Genomic DNA, 22,459 nt, shown 5'->3' with positions numbered 1-22,459 from the left:
AAATATGCAGGATTCTCTTGACACACCTGCATATTTCCCGGTATAATCAATAGGAACAAAGGCGTTCGTCAAGGACGCGCCCGCTCTGCGGCGCGTCCTCTGGTGGGCGTCTTCTTTCATTTTTGAAAGAAGTGGTGGAAGCGATGCAGAAAGAGAGAAAACGAGAGGGAGACGTCCGGATTCCGTCCGGTTGCGCGATCTCGGGGATCTTCCGTCGGGACGGCAGGCGGATCGGCGGGGAAAAGATCGTCGAGTCGATCTCGGTGATGCACGACCGCTCCAACGGGCTGGGCGGCGGCTTCGCCGGGTACGGCATCTACCCCGAGTACAAGGACCTCTATGCGTTCCACGTGTTCTATGAGTCCACCGCCGCCCGGCAGGAGTGCGAAGCGTTCCTCGAGCGGCATTTCGACATCGTGAACCTCTCGAAGATCCCGGTGCGCAGGACGCCCCGGATCACCGACGAGCCGCTCATCTGGCGGTATTTCGCCGCGCCGCTGCCGACGAGGCTCGCGGCCAGCCAGCTCGACGAGCGGGAGTTCACCGCGCGCTGCGTCGTGCGGGTCAACAGCACGGTCGACGGGGCGTACATCTTTTCGAGCGGCAAGAACATGGGCGTCTTCAAGGCGGTCGGCTACCCCGAGGACGTGGGGGCCTTTTACCGTTTGGAGGAGTATGCCGGCTACTGCTGGACGGCGCACGGCCGCTACCCGACCAACACGCCCGGCTGGTGGGGCGGCGCGCACCCGTTCGCGCTGCTCGACTACTCGGTCGTCCACAACGGCGAGATCAGCTCCTACGACGCCAACCGCCGCCATATTGAAATGTTCGGCTACCGGTGCAATCTGCTGACCGACACCGAGGTCATCACATATGTGATCGACTACCTCGTCCGCCGTCAGGGCCTCTCACTCGAGGAGGCGGCGAACGTGATCGCCGCGCCCTTCTGGTCGACGATCGACGGTCTTCCCGCCGAAAAGCGGGAGCGCATGACCTACCTGCGCAACGCTTTTTCCTCCCTGCTGATCACCGGCCCGTTTTCCATCCTGCTCGGCTTTACGGGCGGCATGATGGCGCTCAACGACCGCCTCAAGCTGCGGTCGATGGTCATCGGCGAAAAGGGCGACACGACCTATGTTGCCAGCGAGGAATGCGCCATCCGCGCGGTCGAGCCCGCGCTCGACAAGCTTTGGGCGCCGCGCGGCGGCGAACCGGTCGTCGTGACCCTGAAGGGAGGCGTACGGTGATGGAGGCATTTGGCTTCTTCTATCCGGAATACGAGGTGGTCCGCGACGGCGGCCGCTGCACCGTCTGCCGCGTCTGCGAGCGGCAGTGCGCCAACGGGGTGCACACTTACGACCCCGAGCGGGGCGTGATGCTGGCCGACGAGACGAAATGCGTCGACTGCCAGCGCTGCGTCTGCCTCTGCCCGGCGCGGGCGCTCAAGATCGTGGAAAGCGGCAACACCTTCAGGCGCGACGAGAATTGGACCGCCCCGGCCATTTCGGAGGTCTGCCGGCAGGCGGGCAGCGGCGGGGTACTGCTCTCCTCGATGGGAAACCCCGGGAAATATCCCGTCTACTGGGATCGGATGCTGATCAACGCCTCGCAGGTGACGAACCCGCCGATCGACCCGCTGCGCGAGCCGATGGAGACGCGCACCTTCCTGGGCGCGAAGCCCCAGAGGATCGAGCGGGACGAAAAGGGGCGGATCAAAAACAACCTCGCCCCCCAGTTGGAGCTGGAGGTGCCGGTTATGTTTTCCGCGATGAGCTACGGCTCGATCTCCTATAACGCCCACGCGGCGCTCGCGCGCGCGGCGGAGGAACTGGGCACCTATTATAACACTGGCGAGGGCGGCCTGCACGAGGACTTCTACCGCTACGGCAAAAACACCATCGTGCAGGTGGCCTCGGGACGGTTCGGGGTGCATAAGGACTATCTGAACGCGGGCGCGGCGATCGAGATTAAGATGGGGCAGGGGGCCAAGCCGGGCATCGGTGGGCACCTGCCCGGGCGGAAGATCGTGGGCGACGTCTCCCGTACCCGCATGATCCCCGAGGGGTCGGACGCGATCTCTCCGGCGCCCCACCACGACATCTATTCGATCGAGGACCTGCGCCAGCTCGTCTATTCCCTCAAGGAGGCGACCGGATATCAAAAGCCGGTCATCGTCAAGATCGCGGCGGTCCACAACGTCGCGGCGATCGCCTCGGGCGTCGCGCGCTCGGGCGCGGACGTCATCGCGGTCGACGGGTTCCGGGGCGGCACCGGCGCGGCGCCCGCCCGAATCCGCGACAACGTGGGCATCCCCATCGAGCTCGCGCTGGCCGCCGTCGACCAGCGGCTGCGCGAGGAGGGTATCCGCGGGAACGTGTCGGTCGTCGCGGGCGGCTCGATCCGGTCCTCCGCCGACATCGTCAAGGCCGTCGCGCTCGGCGCCGACGCGGTCTATATCGCGACCGCCGCGCTGCTCGCGCTCGGCTGCCGCCTCTGCCGCTCCTGTCACCAGGGCCGCTGCAACTGGGGCATTGCAACCCAGCGCCCCGAGCTGGTGCGCCGCCTCGACCCGGAGGCCGGGGCGCGGCGGCTGGTAAACCTTGTCACCGCCTGGAAGCACGAGATTGAGGAGATGATGGGCGGCATGGGCATCAACTCGATCGAGGCGCTGCGCGGCAACCGGCTGATGCTGCGCGGGATCGGCATGACCGACAGGGAGCTTGAGATCCTCGGTATCCGGCACGCCGGGGAATAGGAGGGATCCACATGAGGATCACGGCGGGAAACATGCATTTCCGGGAGCTCAACGAGCAGATCCGCGCCTGCCCCGACGCGGAGATTGAGATCGACGGCTGCCTCGGGCAGCGGTATATCGGCAGCGGGCTCGCGGACAAGACACTGCTGGTGGGCGGAATCCCGGGCAACGCGCTGGGCGCCTACCTCGACGGCGGCACGATCGTGACGGAGGGCAACGCGCAGGACGCGGCGGGCGACACGATGAACGACGGGGCGATCATCATCCACGGCTCCTGCGGCGACGGCGCGGGCTATGCCATGCGCGGCGGGAAAATCTATATCCACGGGGACGTGGGATACCGCGCGGGCATCCACATGAAGGCCTACCGCGGAAAGCTGCCGGTCCTTGTCGTGGGCGGCACGGCGGGCAGCTTTCTCGGGGAGTACCAGGCGGGCGGCGTGATCGTCGTGCTCGGCCTGCGCAGGCCCGCCGGGACGCCGCTCACCGGCTATTTCTGCGGCACCGGCATGCACGGCGGGAAGATGTTCCTGCGCTGCCCGGAAAGGCCGGAAGGCCTGCCGGAACGCATCCGCGCGGCGGAGGCCTCCGCCGCCGACCTTACGGAGATCGGCGGGTACCTGGACGAGTTCTGCGCGGCGTTCGGCGAGGACCGGCGGGAGCTGCTCGCCGAACGGTTCTGGGTGCTCACGCCGGACGGCGAAAATCTCTACCGGCGGCTTTATACGAGCGTCTGATCCGTGCTGTCATGCCCATAGACCAATCCCCCCGTGAACGCGGGGGCCGGAAGGAGACTGTCAAATGGATACCACCGTATCGGAGGTCCTCCGGTTCGTGGAGGAAAACGGCGTGAAATTTGTCCGGCTGGTCTTCTGCGATATTTTTGGCGCGCAGAAGAACATCGCCATCATGCCCTCCCAACTGAGGCGCGCCTTCGGACAGGGCGTCTCGTTCGACGCGTCCGCGGTGCGCGGCTTTCTGGACGTGACGGAGAGCGACCTCTTCCTGGTGCCCGACCCGGGCACCCTGTCGGTGCTGCCCTGGCGGCCGGCGCAGGGACGGGTGGTGCGCTTTTTCTGCGGCATCCGCTACCCGGACGGCAGGCCGTTCGAGGGGGACGGGCGCGGGCTGCTCGCCGAGGCCACCGCGCGGGCGGGGCGGGAGGGCTTCACCTGCAAATTCGGGCCCGAGTGTGAATTCTATCTCTTCACGACCGACGAGGAGGGCTACCCCACCCACACCCCGCACGACCGCGCGGGCTACTGCGACCTCGCGCCCTGCGACCGGGGGGAGAACGTGCGCCGGGAGATCTGCCTGACGCTCGAGGAGATGGGGCTTTCGCCCGAGCGGTCCCACCACGAGCAGGGCCCCGGTCAGAACGAGGTGGACTTCCACTGCGCGGGCCCGCTGGAGGCGGCCGACAACCTGATGGCTCTGCGCATGGTCGTCAAGGCGGTGGCTGCGAAGAACGGCCTCTACGCCTCCTTCCTGCCCAAGCCCCTCGAGGGGGCGAGCGGCAGCGGCCTGCATGTGAACCTCTCCCTCTGCCGGGAGGGGCGCAACCTCTTCGACCGCTTCGGCGTCCGCCCGGAACCGGAGGCGCTCGGCTTTACGGCGGGCATTCTGCGCCGCGCGCGGGAGATCACCGCCTTCCTCAACCCGCTGGCCAACTCCTACCGGCGGTTCGGCGCGTTCGAGGCGCCGGGCGTGGTGAGCTGGTCGGGGCAGAACCGCTCCCAGCTCGTGCGGGTGCCCGCGGCGGAGGGGGAGTCGAGCCGCATCGAGCTGCGCTCCCCCGACCCGGCCTGCAATCCCTACCTCGCCTTCACGCTGCTGATGGGGGGGTGCGGGAGGGTCTGGAGCTCTGCCCGCCCGCCGACTTCGACCTCTACGGCGCGAACGCGGCGGCGCTCGCGGGATACGAGCGCCTGCCCGCCTCGCTCGGCGAGGCGCTCGCACTCGCGTCGGAGAGCGGCTTCATCCGCCGGGCGCTGCCCGGGCGGATCGTCGAAAACTTCCTCGCCCACAAGCGGCGGGAGTTTGAGGAATGGGAAGCGGCCGAGGACAAATTCGGCTTCGAGCTTGAGCGGTATTTCGGGCGCACCTGAAGGGGCGGGCCGTTTTGACGGAAGGGGGTGTCGGGTTTGGAGGAGCGGATGCTCTTGGTTTCAGGGGAGAGGGGCCGCGCCGCGCTCGAGGGACTCATGCGCGAATGCGGTTTTTCGGCCGTGCGCGCCGCCGGAAGCGGCGGCGAGGCGCGCAGGCTGTTCTCGGAGGGCGGCTTTGAGCTGGTGCTCGTCAACACCCCGCTGCCCGACGAGTTCGGGAGTGCCCTGGCGCTCGAAACCGCGCGCGAGAGCGACGCGGGCGTCGCGCTGCTCGTGAACGCCCCGCAGGCGGACGCGGTTTCCGCCGAGGTGGAGGACTTCGGCGTCTTTGTCGTGGAAAAGCCGTTTTCCCGGCCGATGCTCTTCCAGTCGCTGCGGCTGGTGCTCGCCTCCCGCCGCCGGATGCTCGGCCTCCAGCGGGAGAATGTCCGCCTCAACGAAAAGCTCGAGGAGCTGCGGCTGGTCAGCCGCGCCAAGGGGGCGCTCATGCGGGTGCTGGGGATGACCGAGCCGCAGGCGCACCACTACATCGAGAAACAGGCGATGGACCTGCGCGCCACGCGGCGGGAGGTCGCGCGGAGGATCCTCGGCGCCTGCGACGAATAGACATATCCCCGCCGCGCGCGGGAAAGCTAGAATGACCGAACGGGAAGGGAAGGCGGAAAAACCGATGGGCAAACAGGAGACCAGCTATATCTTTGTGACGGGGGGCGTCGTTTCGGGGCTCGGCAAGGGCATTACGGCGGCGGCGCTCGGGCGGCTGCTCAAGGCGCGCGGGCTCACCGTGGCGGCGCAGAAGCTCGACCCCTACATCAACGTCGACCCGGGCACGATGAGCCCCTACCAGCACGGGGAGGTCTTCGTGACCGAGGACGGGGCGGAAACCGACCTCGACCTCGGCCATTACGAGCGGTTCATCGACGAGGACCTCAACCGGTTTTCCAACCTTACCTCGGGGCGGGTCTACTGGAATGTGCTCAACAAGGAGCGCGCGGGGGAATACCTCGGCGAGACGGTGCAGGTGATCCCCCACGTCACCAACGAGATCAAGTCGTTCATCTATTCGGTCGGCCGCGAGACGGAGGCCGACGTGGTCATCACCGAGATCGGCGGCACGATCGGCGACATCGAAAGCCAGCCCTTCCTCGAGGCGATCCGCCAGATCTCCCGCGAGCTCCCGCGGGGGCGGTGCCTCTTCCTGCATGTGACGCTCGTCCCCTACCTCAAGAGCTCGGGGGAGCACAAATCCAAGCCCACCCAGCATTCGGTGCGCGAGCTGCAGGGTATGGGCATCATGCCCGACATCATCGTGGCGCGCTGCGACGAGCCGCTCGAGGAGGGCCTGCGGCAGAAGATCGCCCTCTTCTGCAACGTCGAGCCCGACTGCGTCGTCGAAAACCGCACCCTTCCCGTCCTCTACGAGGCGCCGCTTATGCTGCGCGGGGCGGGGCTCGACGACATTGTCTGCCGCAGGCTCGGGCTCGAGGCGCATGGGGACGGCCTCGGCGAGTGGACCGCCATGTGCGGGCGGATCGCGCGCGCGACCGAGCCGGTGGAGATCGCGCTCGTCGGCAAATACGTCGAGCTGCACGACGCCTACCTTTCGGTCGCCGAGGCGCTGCGCCACGGCGGGTACGAGTGCGGCGCGCGCGTCGTCATCCGCTGGGTCGACTCCGAGACGCTCACCGACCGCAACGTCGCCGAGCGCCTCGCGGGCTGCGGGGGGATCATCGTGCCGGGCGGCTTCGGCGGCCGCGGCGTCGAGGGGATGATCCGCGCGGTGCGCCGTGCGCGGGAGGCCCGGATCCCCTATTTCGGCATCTGCCTCGGGATGCAGGTCGCCGTGATCGAGGCGGCGCGCTCGCTGGCGGGCCTCGCGGGGGCCGACTCCCGCGAATTCTCCCCCGGGGCGGAGCACTGCGTGATCGACCTCATGCCCGACCAGCGGGGCGTCGTGCCCAAGGGCGGCACCATGCGGCTGGGCGCCTATCCCTGCGCCGTCGCGCCGGGCAGCCTGCTGGAAGAGGCGTACGGTGCGCGGGAGATCCGCGAACGCCACCGCCACCGCTACGAGGTCAACAACGACTACCGGGAGCGGCTTGTATCGGCCGGGGTCCGGCTGTCGGGCCTTTCGCCCGACGGGCGGCTCGTCGAGGCGGTCGAACTGCCCGGCCACCCCTTTTTTGTCGGGGTGCAGTACCATCCCGAGTTCAAATCCCGCCCCAACCGGGCGCACCCGCTCTTCCGGGAGTTCGTCGCGGCGAGCCTGCGCGCGGGGCGCGGGGCCGGGTGAAATTTGCCTTCGGCGGTTGACACGGAAAAGCGCCGGTGCTATACTATGGAAAAATCCAGAAACCGATGAGCGAGAGTAGTAGGGACCGCCGGGTGTGTCCAGAGAGCCGACGCGGGTGGGAGTTCGGCAGCACAGGCGATTTTGAATGGACTCGCGAGGGCGGCCCGAAACCGGGAGGGAGTAGGCGCCGACGGGGATCCCGTCCGTTACCAGGGGGTGCGCGTGCCTGCGCGCAGAACGAGTGGGCGGTTTCGGCCGCCAATCTGGGTGGTACCGCAGAAGCAAAGGCTTTTGTCCCTGTTTTGGGACAGAAGCCTTTTTTGACGCAATTTTGCCGAAGGGAGTCGATAGAGATGTCAAAGGGACGGTTCGGCGTCCACGGGGGACAGTATATCCCCGAGACGCTGATGAACGCTGTGATCGAGCTGGAGGAGGCCTACGCCCGCTGGAAGGACGACCCGGGCTTCGTATCCGAGCTGGAGGGCCTGCTCAAGGATTACGCGGGGCGGCCGTCGCTGCTCTATTACGCGGAAAAGATGACGAAAGACCTGGGGGGCGCGAAGGTCTACCTCAAGCGGGAGGACCTCAACCACACCGGCTCCCATAAGCTCAACAACGTCCTCGGGCAGGTGCTGCTCGCCAAGCGGATGGGCAAGACCCGCGTGATCGCCGAGACGGGCGCGGGACAGCACGGGGTCGCCACGGCGACCGCGGCGGCGCTGATGGGGATGGAATGTGAAATCTACATGGGCGAGGAGGACACCGTCCGCCAGGCGCTCAACGTCTACCGGATGGAGCTGCTCGGCGCGAAGGTGCACCCCGTCAAAACGGGCACCCGCACCCTCAAGGACGCGGTCAACGAGACGCTGCGCGAGTGGACGGCGCGGGTGTCGGACACCCATTACGTGCTCGGCTCGGTGATGGGGCCGCATCCCTTCCCGACGATCGTGCGGGATTTTCAGAGCGTGATCGGCCGGGAGGTCCGGGCGCAGCTGCTCGAGAAGGAGGGCCGCCTGCCCGACGCGCTGCTCGCCTGCGTGGGCGGCGGCAGCAACGCGATGGGGCTCTTTTACGACTTTATCGGCGACCCCCAGGTGCGGCTGATCGGCTGCGAGGCGGCTGGGCGCGGGGTGGAGACGGGCGAGACCGCCGCGACGATCGCGGTGGGCACGCCGGGGATCTTCCACGGCATGAAGAGCTATTTCTGCCAGGACGAGTACGGGCAGATCGCGCCGGTCTACTCGATCTCGGCGGGGCTCGACTACCCGGGCATCGGCCCCGAGCACGCCTGGCTGCACGATACAAAGCGGGCGGAATACGTCTCGATCACCGACGACGAGGCGGTGGACGCGTTTGAATACCTCTCCCGCACCGAGGGGATCATCCCGGCGATCGAAAGCGCCCATGCGGTGGCCTACGCCAGGAAGCTCGCGTCGCGGATGGGGAAGGATCAAATCGTGGTCGTCAATCTTTCGGGCAGGGGCGACAAGGATGTCGCCGCCATCGCCCGGTACAGGGGGGTAGCGCTCTATGAGTAAGCGGATTCGGGAGGCGTTCTCCCACGGCAAGGCGTTCATTCCGTTCGTAACGGCGGGCGACCCGTCGCTCGAGGTCACCGCGCGGCTGGTGCCCGCGATGGCGGCGGCCGGGGCCGACCTCATCGAACTGGGGATTCCCTTTTCCGATCCGGTGGCGGAGGGCCCGGTCATCCAGCAGGCCGACGAGCGCGCGCTCGCGGCGGGCGCGACCACCGACCGCATCTTCGAGCTTGTGCGGCAGATCCGCCGGGAGACGGACGTCCCGCTCGCCTTCATGACCTATCTGAACCCCGTCTTCACCTACGGGGCCGAACGGTTCCTCAAAGCCTGCGGGGAGACGGGCGTCGACGCGCTGATCGTCCCCGACATGCCCTTTGAAGAGAAGGGGGAGCTCGCCCCCTTCTGCAGGCGGTACGGCGTGGACCTCGTGTCGCTCATCGCGCCCACCTCCAGAGCGCGCATCCGCATGATCGCGGCGGAGGCGGAGGGCTTTCTCTACTGCGTCTCCTCGATGGGGGTGACGGGGGTGCGCAGCCGGATTACCACCGATATCGGCGGCATGGTCGCCGAGGCGAAGCGGGCGTCCGACGTCCCCTGCGCGGTGGGCTTCGGCATCTCGACCCCGGAGCAGGCCGCCGAAATGGCGAAGCACGCCGACGGCGCGATCGTCGGCAGCGCGATCGTGAAGCTCGCCGCGAAATACGGCGCGGACTGCGTGCCCCATGTGGAGCGGTACGTCCGCGAGATGAAGGCGGCGCTCAACCTCGGCTGACCCGCCCCGCCGGCTCGGCGGAGATGGAAAAACGGCCGGTCCGCGAGGGAACGGACGGGCAAAAAATTTTCTGCGGGCGGTGTCCCTTTTTGAGGGCCGGGATGGTTTGTAGTATTAGGTGGTTCCGATGCTGCCAGATGTTGTCTGCCGTTTTGGGATTGTTCACAATTCGGTCATAAGAATAACATTTTTGCCACAGGAAAATCGGGTATCATTGGAACACGGACAGAGAAGGGCGGCGACCCGCCGCACGACAGAGAAACTGATTTTTTCAAGGAGGTACCCTACATGAAGAAGCTACTGAGCATCTGCCTCGCGGTGCTGGTCGTAGTGGGCCTGATGCCCGTCTACGCGCTGGCGGACGACGGCGGAGACGAACCCTATGTCGTCTCCTACAATGCGACGCCGGAGGGCGGCACCGTATCAGTCAGCGGTGTCACGACGAATGAGGAAGGCAAAACCGTTGCGACCGGGACGTCGATCACCGTCACGGCCACCGCGGACGAAGGCTATGAACTCAAGGAATTGACCGCAAAGACGGGCGACGGTCCGGCGCTGTCCATTGTGAGCGGCATCGCGTTCACGATCAGCGGAAATGTGTCCATCCACGCGGCTTTCGAGAAGCCGACGACCCCGGAGCCGACGACCCCGGAGCCGACGACCCCGGAGCCGACGACCCCGGAGCCGACGACCCCGGAGCCGACGACCCCGGAGCCGACGACCTCGACGCCGACCCCGACGACCCCAACGACCTCTGGCTCGAACGGTCTGACCGGTACGAATGATGGGACTGCCCCGGCAGCGGACCCGGTTGTCACGGTTGCTTCCGCCGAGAACGGGACGCTATCAGTCAGCTATAGTGGTGGCACAATTACTGAAGGAAACAATGCCTCGGTTGCGAGCAGTACCAAGATCACTGTTACGGCTGCTCCGGATGAGCACTATAAATTGAAGTCCATCACCCTAAGTTCCGGTGAAAACATTACGGATGCCAAAGAATTTACGGTAAACGGAGATGTTACCGTTTCCGCCGAGTTTGAGTTGATCACCTATGCGGTAAACTATACGATTACGGGGGCCGACGGCAAGCTGGTAATCAACGGCACTGAAAAGACCGCAAGTGGAAACGTTTCCGCAAACGAGGGGACCCAGCTCACCGTTAATGCGGTGCCGGAGGCCAACTATAAGGTCAAATCCTTCTCCGTCACGATGGATGGTCAGAGCGGGGAACAGGGCGGCAACGGAAACAACAGGACTATTAGCAACGTAACGGGTATTGTAACAATTTCCGTGGAGTTTGAAGCAGATTCCCCTGCGCCCGTCGTGACCCATGCCGTCAAGTGGAAGGCAGGCAGTAACGGCAGCATCAAGGTGACGGTAAACGGTACTGAGATCAAGAGCGGCGACCAAGTCGCGGAAGGTGCGAAATTTACCGTTACGGCAACGCCGGATAACGGCTATGTGCTCGATAAGCTCACGGTCACCGGAGCAACACAGGACGGCGATACTTCCACCTATACAGTTGGAACTTCTGATGTCGATATTTCTGCGACCTTTAAGTATAATGGAGGCACTTCCACTCCGTCGTATGTCTACCGCCCCATCGGCGTCTACGACGACGATGGCGACTGGCTGGAGGATAATTCCGGCAGCAGCTTCCCGCGGCCTTCCAGCGACGGCAAGGTCGTGCTCGACGGCGTGCTCCCGAACCAGACCTTCTATATCAAGCTGGGCGATGCGGGCAACGACTACGTCACCGAGTTGAGCGGCGGCGGCAAGGCCCGCGCGAGCCAGCTTGTCGACGACGACCTCTTCAAGATCTCGGTCGACAAGGACGGCGACGGCAAGTCCCTCATCAGCAAGATCGAGCAGGTGGAGGAGAAGCGCCTGGGCGGCATGACCCGCGCCAGCTACCTGAAGGTCACGCTGAAGGACATGACTTCGACCGACGAGCGCAAGGCGAACGCCGAGATCGAATTCAAGGCGAAAAAGGATAAGGACGGCAGCTGGAAGAAGGGCGAAACCGCCATCCTGAACCTCAACATGTGGATCAGCAACAAGAAGGTTTCCGGTTCGGACGGCGACGCCGACACGGGCGAGAAAATCTACTTCAGCCCCGAGGCCAACGAGAACAACGTCCTCATCTGGGGCGACGACCGCGCGGCGCTCGAGTTCACCGCCGACGACGACGCGAAGGACTTCTACGCGCGCCTGTCCACCAAGTCGATGAGCGACATCTATTCCGAGTACGGCGATCCCGTCGACGCAGACCTGTGGTTCTATGACTTCGTCGGCAACCCGAGCATCCCCTCGACCTCCCGCGCCTATCTGACGCTGGGCATCCCGTGGGACGATGACGACGACTACACCCCCAATCCGCACGACGTCTATATCTACCGCCTTGACAAGGACGGCTACCTCGAGGACGTGACCGCGATGTTCACCTACTCGGAAGACGACCGCGAGATCGAGGGCTGGACCACCCGGACCCGGACGCTCGGCACCTACATCGTCTCGGACACCGAGCTGGATATCGACAGCTACTATGACGACGATGACGATACCGAGGTCCCGTCGATCGACGTTTCCAACAACCAGAAGCCGGTCCCGAACACCGGCCGTTAAATCAAAAATCTCTTCCGAAAGGCCCCGCGGGCATTGCCCGCGGGGCCTTTTTACGTCTCGCCGCGAAAAAATAGAACCGTGTCAACAGAGAGAATTTCACCGAATTTATGTGCATATTGCCAAAATGAATTCCCTTGACACGGGATATTTTGTGTGCTATATTCATAGTAGATTGTCGACATAATTTATACGTTATGACGACGAAGAGAATACCGAGAAGGGTGGGGTATCAATTGACGCACATCAGAAGGGACGTCCCGCGCTGCGATCCCGCGCTGCTGCGCGCATACGAGGGACAGGCGGCCGCGACCGTCCATGAGGCGATGGGCCGCAGGGGCGCGCTCGATCCCGCGATCAAACCGCTCGCGGCGGATATGACCGTCTGCGGCCGCGCGCTCACCGTGCGTTGCCACACGGGCGACAACCTGATGCTTGTCAAGGCAGTCAGCATGGCTGGCCCCGGCGACGTCATCGTCGCGGACATGGGCTCGGCGGTCGCTTCGGGGCCGTTCGGCGAGGTGCTGGCGGTGGAGTGCATGGCGCGCGGCGCTGCCGGCCTGGTGGTGTCCTGCACCGTACGCGACAGCCGCGAGATCATCCGGATGGGCTTCCCCGTCTTTTCCGCGGGGCTCTGCGTGCGCGGGACCGCCAAGGCGACGCTCGGTACGATCAACCACCCCATCTGCATCGGCGGCGAGATCGTCCGGCCGGGCGACCTCATCGTCGGGGATGCGGACGGCGTCGTGGTGGTCCCGCTGGAGGAGGCGCCGGACATCCTGCGGCTCGCCGAGGAACGGACGGCCAAGGAGGCGGCCGTTATGGACCGGCTCCGCGCGGGGGAATCGCTCTTTGACATCTACGGGTACCAGAGGGTGTTCGACTCGCTGCACTGTGTGGAAGAATAAGGGCTTTTCTGCATACGATTTGTCGAAAATGTTTCGTTCCAGTGTATGATCAGATTGTACAGTGTGAAGATTTATAGTATAATAATACTTTAAGGTGCTTGTCTTCGCATGGATCATCTATGAGCGCAAGTTACATTGGAGGGAATAAACATGGCAGACAGATCGACAGGAGCGGCCGGACGGGCGTACGATTACCTTTACAGCGGGATTTTATCGGGGGAATTCCCACTCGGGTCCCCGATTGCGGAGGTGGAGATCGGCGAGGCGCTGGGCCTGAGCCGTTCTCCGGTGCGCGAGGCGCTCAAACGGATGGAGGCGGAGGGACTGGTGTCCCATTTCCCGGGAAGGGGAACCTTTGTCACCGATATCACGCAGCGGGACCTCGAGGAGATCTTCGAGCTGCGGATCATGTTCGAGCTGCACGCCCTGCACACCGCCTGCCGGTACTTTGATGAGGAGATGCTGGACCGACTGGAACAGGCCTTTTTGGATCTGAACGAAAACTCCGACCCCCAACAGTATTATGACGCAAATCATCTGCTGCACACGTCGATTATTGCGTATGGGGGCAACAGCAGGCTGGAAAAGTTCTACGACATGCTTACGGCGCAGTTCGCGATTGTGAACCGCATTTCCGCGCGGGACCCCGAGCACTTCAACGCTTCCAAAAAGAAGCACCTGAACATTATCCGGGCGTTGAAGCAGCGGGATGAAGCAAGCGCCGAACGGTATCTTTTCCAGCATCTCAACGAGGTCCGCGACCGGACCATCAAGGAGTATTCGGAGCCGTTCCCGATCAAAAAGGCCCGCTCCCTCCCGGCCAGGCGGCTGGAAAGCGAATAGCGGCGCGCGGCGCGTCCCGAATCAAACGCGCCGCCGCCGATCTGCTTCCTCATCAGTTTCAAAAGGCGTCCCGCGCCCTCCCCGGTATCCGGGGAGCGGAGTGGGACTGGACCGGAATGAACCTGGTGGGGATATTTTTTTACAAGGGGGCTTTTCGATGAGGATCGGAATGATCGGACTGGGCGCCATGGGGCTGCCCATTGCGAAGCGGCTGCTGGGCGCGGGGCACGAGTTGTGCGCCTTTGACCTCTCCCCGCGCGCCGCGGGCGAGGCGGAAGCGGCGGGCGCGCGCATCTGCCCGACGGCGGGGGAGGCCGCCGCGGATACCGAGGTGCTTTTCTGCTCGCTGCCAAACGCGGCGATCGTCCGGTCGGTGCTCGAGGAAATCCTCGGGCGGGAGTCGATCGGCGCGTCGGTCATCGCCGACCTGAGCAGCATCGCGCCCGAATCGGCGCGGAAATTTTCCGAGATGGCCGCGGCGCGTGGGATCACCTACATGGACTGCCCGGTGAGCGGCGGGGTCGGCGGCGCGGCCGCCGGAACGCTGACCGTCATGGCGGGCGGCCCGGACCAGGCGTTCCTGCGGATGCGCCCGCTCTTCGAGACGATCGGCAGGAAGATCTGCCACATCGGGCCGGTCGGCGCCGGCTCGGGCGTCAAGATGGTCAACAACTACCTGCTCGGCTGCAACATGGCGGCCGCCGCCGAGGCGCTGGTGCTCGGCGCGAAGATCGGACTCGGGCTCGACACGATGTACGAGATCATCCGGGAGAGCTCGGGGCGCAGCTTCATCATTGAAAACAAGATCCCCAACTTCATCAAAAAGAGGTCCTTCGAGGGCGGCTTCGCGGTGGATTTGGAATACAAGGACCTGGGGCTCGCCGTCGAAACGGCAAAACAGCTCTCGATGCCGATCCCGATGGGGAGCACGGCGGTGCAGATGTTTGAGGCGGCGCGGGCCAAAGGATTCGGCAGGCAGGACATCACCTCGCTCTTAAAAATCTGGGAAGAGCTGATGGACACCGAGGTCAGATAGGGGGAGACGGCATGAAACCGGTTGCGGAGACCGCACGGGAATTGGACTACGACTATGGGCATATGACGCTGGGGGAGTGCATCCGCGTGGCGGAGGAGACCCGGATGAGCGTCGGAGAAGTGATTTTGCGGGAGGCGGTGGACAGCACCGGCCTCACCGGCGAGCAGGTCGCGGCGAGCATGGAGGAGGCGTTCGCGCACAACCTCTGCGCCGCCGGAATCGGCGCCACGACGGGCAGGAGCTTCCTGCTCGGCGCGGTGGGGCAGGACCTCGCGGCGGAGGACGGCGCGAAGATTGCCGGGGACCCGTTCGTCGACCGGATCGTTACATACACCCTCGCGGCGCAGGTGGGGAACCACACGATCGGGTTGTGCCCCTGCGCCGGCACGGGCGACGCCTGCCCCTACACCGGGTTCGTCAAGGCGGTGAAAGAGTTCTATACCGACAAGGACCTGATCACGCGGGTCATGGCCGTCATCCTCAAGATCGGCGGCATCTTCCGGGTGGGCAAGCGGACGACCGGCTGCAACATGGAGGGGATCGGCGCGGGCGCGGCGGCCTCGGCGGCCGCCTTCGTCGAGCTGGCCGGGGGGACCCCCGCCCAGATGGAGCGGGCGGTCGTGCTCGCGATCTCCCCGACGATCAGCGTGCCCTGCACCCCGCGGGTGCTCGTGCCCGGGCTGTGCGCCACCCATATCGGCGGCGGCATCCTCATCGCGCGCCTGGCAAGCCAGCTCGCGATGCACACCTCGATTCCCTCGACCGTCCCGGTGGACGTGATGATCGCCATGGCGGCGCAGTGCCATCTGGCCTCCGCGAAGCACGTCGTCCCGGTGACGATCGAATACATGGAGCCCTTCTTCAAGCACGACGAGCGGGTGGAGGCGTACATCGACCCGGCCGTGCGGGAGGCGGAGAAGCTGCGGCAGGAGGAGCTGATCGTCCGCGCGGCCGCTGAGAGCCGCGAGCTCGCGCGCCGCGCCAACCCGATCACCAAGCCGTTCGCGGAAGCGGTCGTCGGCGGCAGCAGCCAGGGGGTCGGTTCCCCGACCAACTGCGGGAGGATTGCGCACTTCCTGTCGGAGGGGCGGATCAAAAAGGTAAAAATCGAGCTCTATTCCGAGCTCTTCGCCCGGCGGGCGATCAACGTGCCGGGCATCCTGATGGCCGCGGTCGACGGGGCGGGCACGAGCGACGCCGACGCCTACAGGGAGATCCTCGCGGAGGTGCGGCGGCGCGGGATCGAGGTGGAAATCCTCGAGGTCGACGAGCCGTCGGTCCAGCGGGTGACGATCGAGGCGGAAAAGCAGAATTCCATGGTGGATTCCCTCAACCGCGGCGGCGCCCGGCTGGTGCTGCGGGACGCCAGCCCCAGCGTAGAGCGCGCGCGGGAGATTGCGGAGGAGCTGAACATCGTGCTGATCGACCAGTGACCCGGCGGAAGATTTTTGTGGGCGAGGCCTGTCTAAATATGTCGACATTTTGTCGATCCAAATTATACAATATTTGCAAAGAGATCAAATATCTGGAATTGGACCGCGCGGAAGGGAAGGTGACGGGATGGGCGTCGTGAACAGGCTGGTCGGCGGCATGCCGATCCCCCGGATGGTCCGGGTCCGCCAGGAATTCGACGGCGCGCGCCTCGCGGACGTCGGCGGCGCGGTGCGGGAGACCCTCCGCGGGAGCGGCGTCCTGCGCGGCGTGAGGCCGGGCATGCGCGTCGCCGTCACCGCCGGGAGCCGGGGGATCGCGAACATCGCCCTCATTCTCCGCACGATCACGGAAGCCCTGCGGGAGGCGGGCGCGGCCCCCTTCGTCGTGCCGGCGATGGGCAGCCACGGCGGCGCGACGGCCGAGGGGCAGCTCGACGTGCTGCGCAGCCTCGGAATTACCGAGGATTACCTGGGCTGCCCGGTCGAGTCCTCGATGGAGGTCCGGGAAATCGGGCGCACGCCCGACGGCCGTCCGGTGCAGATCGACGCGCGCGCCGCGGCGGCGGACGGGATCGTGGCCGTCAACCGCGTCAAGCCCCACACCTCCTTTACCGGCCCCTACGAGAGCGGGCTCATGAAGATGCTTGCCATCGGCCTTGCAAAACAGGCGGGCGCGGAGGTCTGCCACCAGGAGGGCTACGCCAACATGGCGGCGAACATCGAAAAATACGGGCGGGCGATCCTCCGCGACGCGAAGGTGCTCTTCGGCGTCGCCATCCTGGAAAACGCCTACGACCAGACCTGCGAGGTCGCGGCGCTGCCCCCGGAGGAGATCGCAAAGCGGGAACCGGCGCTGCTTTTGCGGGCCAAGGCGCTCATGCCGGGAATCCTTCTTCCCAACGTCGACGTGCTGGTGGTCGACCGGATGGGCAAGAACATCAGCGGCCTCGGGATGGACCCGCATATCACCGGCTGCTTCGCCACGGGCTACGCAAGCGGGCCGCCGCGGCCGGGCAAGCTGGCCGTCCTCGACCTCACCGACGAGACCCACGGCAACGCCAACGGCATCGGCGTGGCGGACGTGACCACCCGGCGGCTGCTCGAGCGGTTCGATCCGGAGGTCACCTACCCCAACGCGATCACGGCGACCCTCACCCAGGCGGTCCGGATGCCGCTGGTCATGGACAGCCACAAACTGGCGATCCAGGCGGCGATCAAGACGGCGCCGGGGTTTGACAAGGCGCGCATCCGCATGGTGCGGTTGCGGGACACCCTGCATCTGAGCGAAATCTTCATCTCCGAGGCGATGCTCCCCGACGCGGCGGCCAACCCGCGCGTCGAGGTGCTGGGGGAACCGGAGGAGCTCCCCTTCGACGGGGAGGGCAACCTCTTTTGAACCGGTCGTTCCGGCCCAGACGGGCCCGACAATAAAGAATCCCATGCAGGAATTGACGAAAGGGGAGATGTATTTGCGAACGGAAAAAGTTGCAGTCATCACAGGCGCTACCCGGGGCATCGGGAACGCGGTCGCTCTCCAGCTGGCAAAGGACGGCTATGCGATCGTCGGATGCGGGACCATGGACCCCGCCCGGGCGGAAGGGCATATGAAGGAGATCGCGGACGCGAGTCCGGAATTCCTCTATGTGCAGGCCGACGTTTCCAGGGAGGAGGACCGCAGGAACCTGATCGACAGGACGCTCGAACGGTTCGGACGGATCGACGTGCTCGTCAACAACGCCGGGGTCGGCTCCCTGGTGCGCACGAACATCCTCGATGTGACCGAGGAGAGCCTCGACCGGGTGTTCGGCATCAACCTCAAGGGCTACCTCTTCCTGGGGCAGCTGGCCGCCAAGCAGATGATCAAACAGGTGGAGGCGGGGGACCCCGCGCCCAAGCCGGTGATCATCAACATGTCGTCCATTTCGGCGTACACCCTCTCGGTCATGCGGGGCGAATACTGCATGTCCAAGGCCGCCATCGCGATGCTGACCAAGCTGCTCGCCTTCGCGCTGGCCGACTACGGCATCAACGTCTATGAGATCCGCCCGGGCAACATCCTCAGCGACATGACCCTGCCGGTCAAGGAGCATTTCGACAAGCTGATCGCCGACGGCCTGCATCCGCTGCGCCGCTGGGGGACCGGCGAGGACTGCGCGAAGGCCGTCTCCGCGATCTGCAAGGGCTACCTGCCCTACACGACCGGCTCCGCCATCGACGTCGACGGCGGCTTCCACATGAAATGGATCGACTGAATATCCGCCGGGGCGCCCGCGGCGCGGACGTCCCGCACACAACAGCCCTCCATGCGGCGCATGGAGCTATGAAGAGGAGGCGCAAAAAATGAAAAGAAACAGACTGCTCAGCATGCTACTCGCGACGGTGCTGGTCCTGACGCTGCTTGCCGGCTGCGGTTCCGAGCCCGCCCCGGCCGCCACGCCGGAACCCGCCGCCCCCGCGTCGGAAGCCCCGGCCGCGGAGCCCGCGGCCCCGGCTGAAGAGCCCGCCGCCGAGAAGTTCGTCGTGCTCAACAGCACCAAGGGAATGGATAACCAGTACTACGTTGAGCTCGACCGGGGCGGAAAAGAAGCCGCCGCCCAGCTCGGCATGGAGTATGTGACCCTCTCCGCCGAGAACAACGAGCAGAAGCAGGTCGCCGACCTGGAGTCCGGACTGGTCACCTACCAGCCCGACCTCGTCATCATCATGCCGATGAGCCCGTCGATCGTGCCGGCGCTCTGCGATCTGTGTGAAAACGCCAAGGTCCCCTTCATCACCCTCTTCGACTACCCCGAGGGGATGGATTTCACCGCCTACGAGTACCATCTGGCCCACCTGCTGACCGACCTCTACCAGGAGGGCAAGACCGAGGCCGAGTACCTCTTTGAGGCGATGGGCGGCGAGGGCGGCATCATCGCCATCGACGGACCTGCCGGCAACACCACCGCGGTCCGCCGCCATGAGGGCCTGCTGGACGCCATGAAGGAGTATCCGGGCATCACCCTGCTGGAGTCCCAGCCCGGCGATTTCGACCGTTTCGCGGCCGCCCCGGTGTTTGAGGACATGTACATCAAGTACGGCGATCAGATTGACGGCGTATGGTGCGCCAACGACGATATGGCCATGGGCGTCATCGAGATCCTCGACGGCGTCGGCAAGCTGGGACAGGTCAAGATCAGCGGCCTGGACTGCCTGCAGGATTTCCTCGACCACATGAAGAAGGGCAACACCTGCGTCAGCCTCAGCGGCGACGCCCCCGGCATGCAGGCCCGCGCCGTCTGCTTCGGCTATGACTACCTGACCGAGGGCATCCGCCCGGTCACCGACGAAAACAAACACGCGATCTGGGATCCGCCGGTCGTGACTCCGGAAAATGTCGACGAGTACTACGACCTGTGGTATGGCTCGAAAGCCGCCGGCCGCGACTGGACCGCCGACAGCAAGGTCAAACATCCGGCATAAACGGAAACGCCGGCATCAAAAGATTCTCTGTTGCGGCAGGCATACCCCGCGTCCGCAGGGTATGCCTGCCCGCAGATCACGACATCGGAAGCCAACGCTGCTGTGCGCAGCCCCACGGCGGGCTGTGCCGGGCGGACTGCCCGGCTTCCCATCTATAGCGGGAGGAGCGTAGCAAGTATGCAACAGACCGACGACAGGCAGAGCATCCTGTCCATGCGCGGCATCCGGAAAAGTTTTGCCGGCGTCCAGGCGCTCAAGGGGGTTTCGCTGGAGCTCTATCCCGGCGAAGTCCTGGGGCTGATCGGGGAAAACGGCGCCGGCAAGAGCACCCTGATGCGCGTACTGATGGGGATTGAAAAACGAGACGCCGGGACGATCCTGTGCCACGGGGAGGAACTGAACCTGACCAAGCCGATCGAGGCCTATGAAAAGGGGATCGGGATGGTGTTCCAGGAGCAGGCGCTCTTTCCCAACCTTTCGGTGGCGGAGAACATCTTCCTCGGGCACGAGGAACATTTGCAGACGGCGGGCTTTTTGCACTGGAGCGAGATGTACCGCGAATCGAAGATGGTTTTGGAGAAGGTCGGGCTGGCGAACCTCGACCCGAGGACCCGCTTGAGCAGGCTGAGCTTTTCCCAGCGGCAGATGGTGGAGATCGCCCGGGTGCTCTATACGGCGCTGCACACCGACCGGCAGGTCATCGTGATCCTCGACGAGCCCACGGCCGTGCTCTCGCCCAGCGAGGTGGAAAACCTGTTCGCCATCATCAACTCCCTCCGGGAACAGGCCGCGTTTATCTTTATTTCGCACCATCTGGAGGAGATCGTGGAATACACCGACCGCGTGGCCGTCATGAAGGACGGCTCCAACGTGGGCGATGTCATGACCAGGGATGTGGATATCCGGATTTTGCAGGAAATGATGGTGGGACGCGAATTCTCCACCGACTTCTTCTTCGCGCAGGAGCTGCGCGTGCCGGAGGACGAGGTGGTCCTGCGGCTGGAGGGCGTTACCAACAAGGAAGTGAAGGACGTCAGCTTCAGCCTGCGCAAGGGGGAGATTCTGGGGATTGCGGGGCTGATGGGATGCGGCAAGGAGGACCTCTCCAAAATCATCTTTGGGGACTCTCCGGTGGAGAAGGGGACGATCACCGCCGCCGACGGCAGCCAGCTGGGCAACAGCATTGCCCTGGCGGTAAAGGCGGGGATCGGCTATCTGCCCAGCGACCGGCGCAATGAAGGGATTTTGGGCGTCTTATCCGTAATCACGAATACGACCATCGCCAACCTAGACAATTTTACCAGGGCGCTTGGCTTTATCGACCAGCGCCGGGAACAGCAAGGCGTGGATGATTATATTAGCCGGCTGAAAATCAAAACCCCATCCGGCAGGACAAAAATCATGAATCTATCGGGAGGCAACCAGCAGAAGGTCATTTTGGCGCGCTGGCTGAGCTTGAAACCCCGGATTCTGCTGATGGAACAGCCCACGAGAGGCATCGACGTCGGCGCGAAGCAGGAAATTTACCGGCTGATGCGCGAACTTGCCAACGAAGGAATTTCCATTCTAGTGGTATCCGACGAAATGCCGGAGCTGATCGGGCTGTGCAACCGCATCGTCACCATGAGGCGCGGCGCCGTCACCGGCGAAATTGACTGCCAGAAGGAGGTTAAACCGAATGAAAGGGACATCATCCGCTACATCGCATAAGACCGCGCCGGCCGCCCGCCGGGAGATCGACTATTCCCTGATCATCGCGCCGGCGGCGCTGGTTGTCTGCGTAATCTTTTTTACCATCATGAACCCTCGCTTTATTTCGCTGGATAACCTGATGAATATCCTGCGCCAGGGCGGCCCGCTGTTTATCGTATCGTTCGGCCTGGTCGGGGTCATCCTGATCGGAAGCATCGACATCTCGTCCGACGGCCTGCTCAGCCTGGCCGGCGTTTCGGCGGTCATGCTGGCCAACATCGTCCAGGACGGCGGCGGCTGGCTGAGCGTGCTGCTGGGCACGGGGATCGGGCTGGTGTTCGGCGTGTTCATGGGCTTTCTGGTCTCCTATGTGCGTCTGCCCTCCTTCCTGGTCACCTACGGCACCTCGACCATCTGCCGCGGCATCGCGCTGATCGTATCGGGCGGCATCGCCCAGAACACCATGTTCGTCCAGTTTAAGAAGCTGGGGTCCGGAAGCGTCGGCTTCCTGCCGACGCTGGCGATTTTCGCGGCCGTGATCCTCATCTTCATGGTCGTCCTCACGACCAAGACCAAGTACGGCCGGTCGCTGTACGCCATGGGCAGCAACGAGCGGGTGGCCGGGCTGTGCGGCCTGCCGACCCGCAAATATAAGATGATCGCCTTTACCGTAGCGGGCGCCTGCACCGGGCTCGCGGGCGTGCTGATGAGCGCGCGTCTGGGCGCGGGCACCCATTCCCAGGGCCAGGGCATGTCGCTCGACGCGATCGCCGCCGTGGTCATGGGCGGCACCTCCCTCAGCGGCGGCAAGGGCAGCGTCACACGCACCATCACCGGCGTGTTCGTCATCCTGATGCTCAACAACGGCCTGAACCTGATGGGCGTCTCGCCCCACGTCCAGATCCTCGTCAAGGGCATCGTCGTGATCCTCGCCGTGGCCGCCTCCTCCGACTGGAAGAGCAAGGACATCGTCAAGTAACCGCAGACAACGCGGAAGGGG

17 protein-coding genes and 1 pseudogene are annotated in these 22,459 nt (G+C 64.7%); all 18 read left to right on the top strand.

Annotation, left to right across the window (positions count from 1 at the left end; translation table 11 throughout):
• The first annotated feature begins 143 nt into the window (after positions 1–143).
• The 18 genes and pseudogenes from C1A13_RS11380 (at position 144) to C1A13_RS11295 (ending at position 22,438) form a co-directional block, all read left to right on the top strand.
• Entirely contained in the window at positions 144–1,247 is a 1,104-nt protein-coding gene (locus C1A13_RS11380; protein WP_101552074.1) for a class II glutamine amidotransferase, read from the top strand.
• Positions 1,247–2,755, top strand: coding sequence for a glutamate synthase-related protein (locus C1A13_RS11375; protein WP_101552072.1), 1,509 nt, complete (start codon positions 1,247–1,249; stop codon positions 2,753–2,755). Before C1A13_RS11380 ends, C1A13_RS11375 begins: the two co-directional genes overlap by 1 nt.
• An 11-nt stretch (positions 2,756–2,766) precedes the next feature.
• Entirely contained in the window at positions 2,767–3,492 is a 726-nt protein-coding gene (locus C1A13_RS11370; RefSeq protein WP_101552070.1) for a glutamate synthase, read from the top strand.
• A gap of 64 nt (positions 3,493–3,556) precedes the next feature.
• Positions 3,557–4,863: pseudogene (locus tag C1A13_RS11365) on the top strand (glutamine synthetase family protein).
• A 183-nt stretch (positions 4,864–5,046) separates the two neighbouring features.
• Positions 5,047–5,469, top strand: coding sequence for an ANTAR domain-containing response regulator (locus C1A13_RS11360; protein ID WP_242970898.1), 423 nt, complete (start codon positions 5,047–5,049; stop codon positions 5,467–5,469).
• Between the two features lie 31 nt (positions 5,470–5,500).
• Complete coding sequence (locus C1A13_RS11355; protein ID WP_172439266.1) at positions 5,501–7,156, top strand: CTP synthase; 1,656 nt, start codon at positions 5,501–5,503, stop codon at positions 7,154–7,156.
• Positions 7,157–7,509: 353 nt separating this feature from the next.
• Positions 7,510–8,694 (top strand): tryptophan synthase subunit beta, encoded by a 1,185-nt coding sequence (gene trpB / locus C1A13_RS11350; RefSeq protein ID WP_101552068.1) that lies wholly within the window; start codon positions 7,510–7,512, stop codon positions 8,692–8,694.
• Positions 8,687–9,466 carry a tryptophan synthase subunit alpha gene (trpA, locus tag C1A13_RS11345; protein WP_101552067.1) on the top strand — a complete coding sequence of 260 codons (780 nt, stop codon included), beginning with the start codon at positions 8,687–8,689 and terminating at the stop codon, positions 9,464–9,466. The genes trpB and trpA overlap by 8 nt, the downstream gene beginning before the upstream one ends.
• A 288-nt stretch (positions 9,467–9,754) precedes the next feature.
• Positions 9,755–12,091: an InlB B-repeat-containing protein gene (locus C1A13_RS11340; protein ID WP_101552065.1), complete on the top strand. Its 2,337-nt coding sequence runs from the start codon at positions 9,755–9,757 to the stop codon at positions 12,089–12,091.
• Between the two features lie 233 nt (positions 12,092–12,324).
• Positions 12,325–12,996, top strand: coding sequence for a 4-carboxy-4-hydroxy-2-oxoadipate aldolase/oxaloacetate decarboxylase (locus C1A13_RS11335; protein ID WP_172439265.1), 672 nt, complete (start codon positions 12,325–12,327; stop codon positions 12,994–12,996).
• A gap of 150 nt (positions 12,997–13,146) precedes the next feature.
• A complete protein-coding gene (locus C1A13_RS11330; RefSeq protein ID WP_101552061.1) occupies positions 13,147–13,839 on the top strand; it encodes a GntR family transcriptional regulator in 693 nt (230 codons plus the stop codon).
• A gap of 157 nt (positions 13,840–13,996) precedes the next feature.
• Positions 13,997–14,875: an NAD(P)-dependent oxidoreductase gene (locus tag C1A13_RS11325; protein WP_101552058.1), complete on the top strand. Its 879-nt coding sequence runs from the start codon at positions 13,997–13,999 to the stop codon at positions 14,873–14,875.
• An 11-nt stretch (positions 14,876–14,886) separates the two neighbouring features.
• The gene (locus C1A13_RS11320) at positions 14,887–16,308 is read left to right on the top strand and encodes an L-serine ammonia-lyase, iron-sulfur-dependent, subunit alpha (RefSeq protein WP_101552056.1); all 1,422 of its coding nucleotides are present in this window, start codon (positions 14,887–14,889) and stop codon (positions 16,306–16,308) included.
• A 127-nt stretch (positions 16,309–16,435) separates the two neighbouring features.
• Positions 16,436–17,704, top strand: coding sequence for a lactate racemase domain-containing protein (locus C1A13_RS11315; protein ID WP_101552054.1), 1,269 nt, complete (start codon positions 16,436–16,438; stop codon positions 17,702–17,704).
• A 73-nt stretch (positions 17,705–17,777) separates the two neighbouring features.
• Positions 17,778–18,560: a 3-ketoacyl-ACP reductase gene (locus tag C1A13_RS11310; RefSeq protein WP_207654192.1), complete on the top strand. Its 783-nt coding sequence runs from the start codon at positions 17,778–17,780 to the stop codon at positions 18,558–18,560.
• An 88-nt stretch (positions 18,561–18,648) separates the two neighbouring features.
• The gene (locus C1A13_RS11305) at positions 18,649–19,767 is read left to right on the top strand and encodes a sugar ABC transporter substrate-binding protein (protein WP_101552050.1); all 1,119 of its coding nucleotides are present in this window, start codon (positions 18,649–18,651) and stop codon (positions 19,765–19,767) included.
• 177 nt (positions 19,768–19,944) lie between these two features.
• Entirely contained in the window at positions 19,945–21,477 is a 1,533-nt protein-coding gene (locus tag C1A13_RS11300) for a sugar ABC transporter ATP-binding protein (RefSeq protein ID WP_101552049.1), read from the top strand.
• Positions 21,446–22,438 (top strand): ABC transporter permease, encoded by a 993-nt coding sequence (locus C1A13_RS11295; protein WP_101552047.1) that lies wholly within the window; start codon positions 21,446–21,448, stop codon positions 22,436–22,438. The genes C1A13_RS11300 and C1A13_RS11295 overlap by 32 nt, the downstream gene beginning before the upstream one ends.
• Positions 22,439–22,459: the final 21 nt, after the last annotated feature.

Source organism: Anaerotruncus massiliensis (ex Togo et al. 2026), assembly GCF_900199635.1.
Lineage (GTDB): Bacteria > Bacillota > Clostridia > Oscillospirales > Ruminococcaceae > Anaerotruncus > Anaerotruncus massiliensis.
This window is presented reverse-complemented; position numbering and strand designations above follow the sequence as displayed.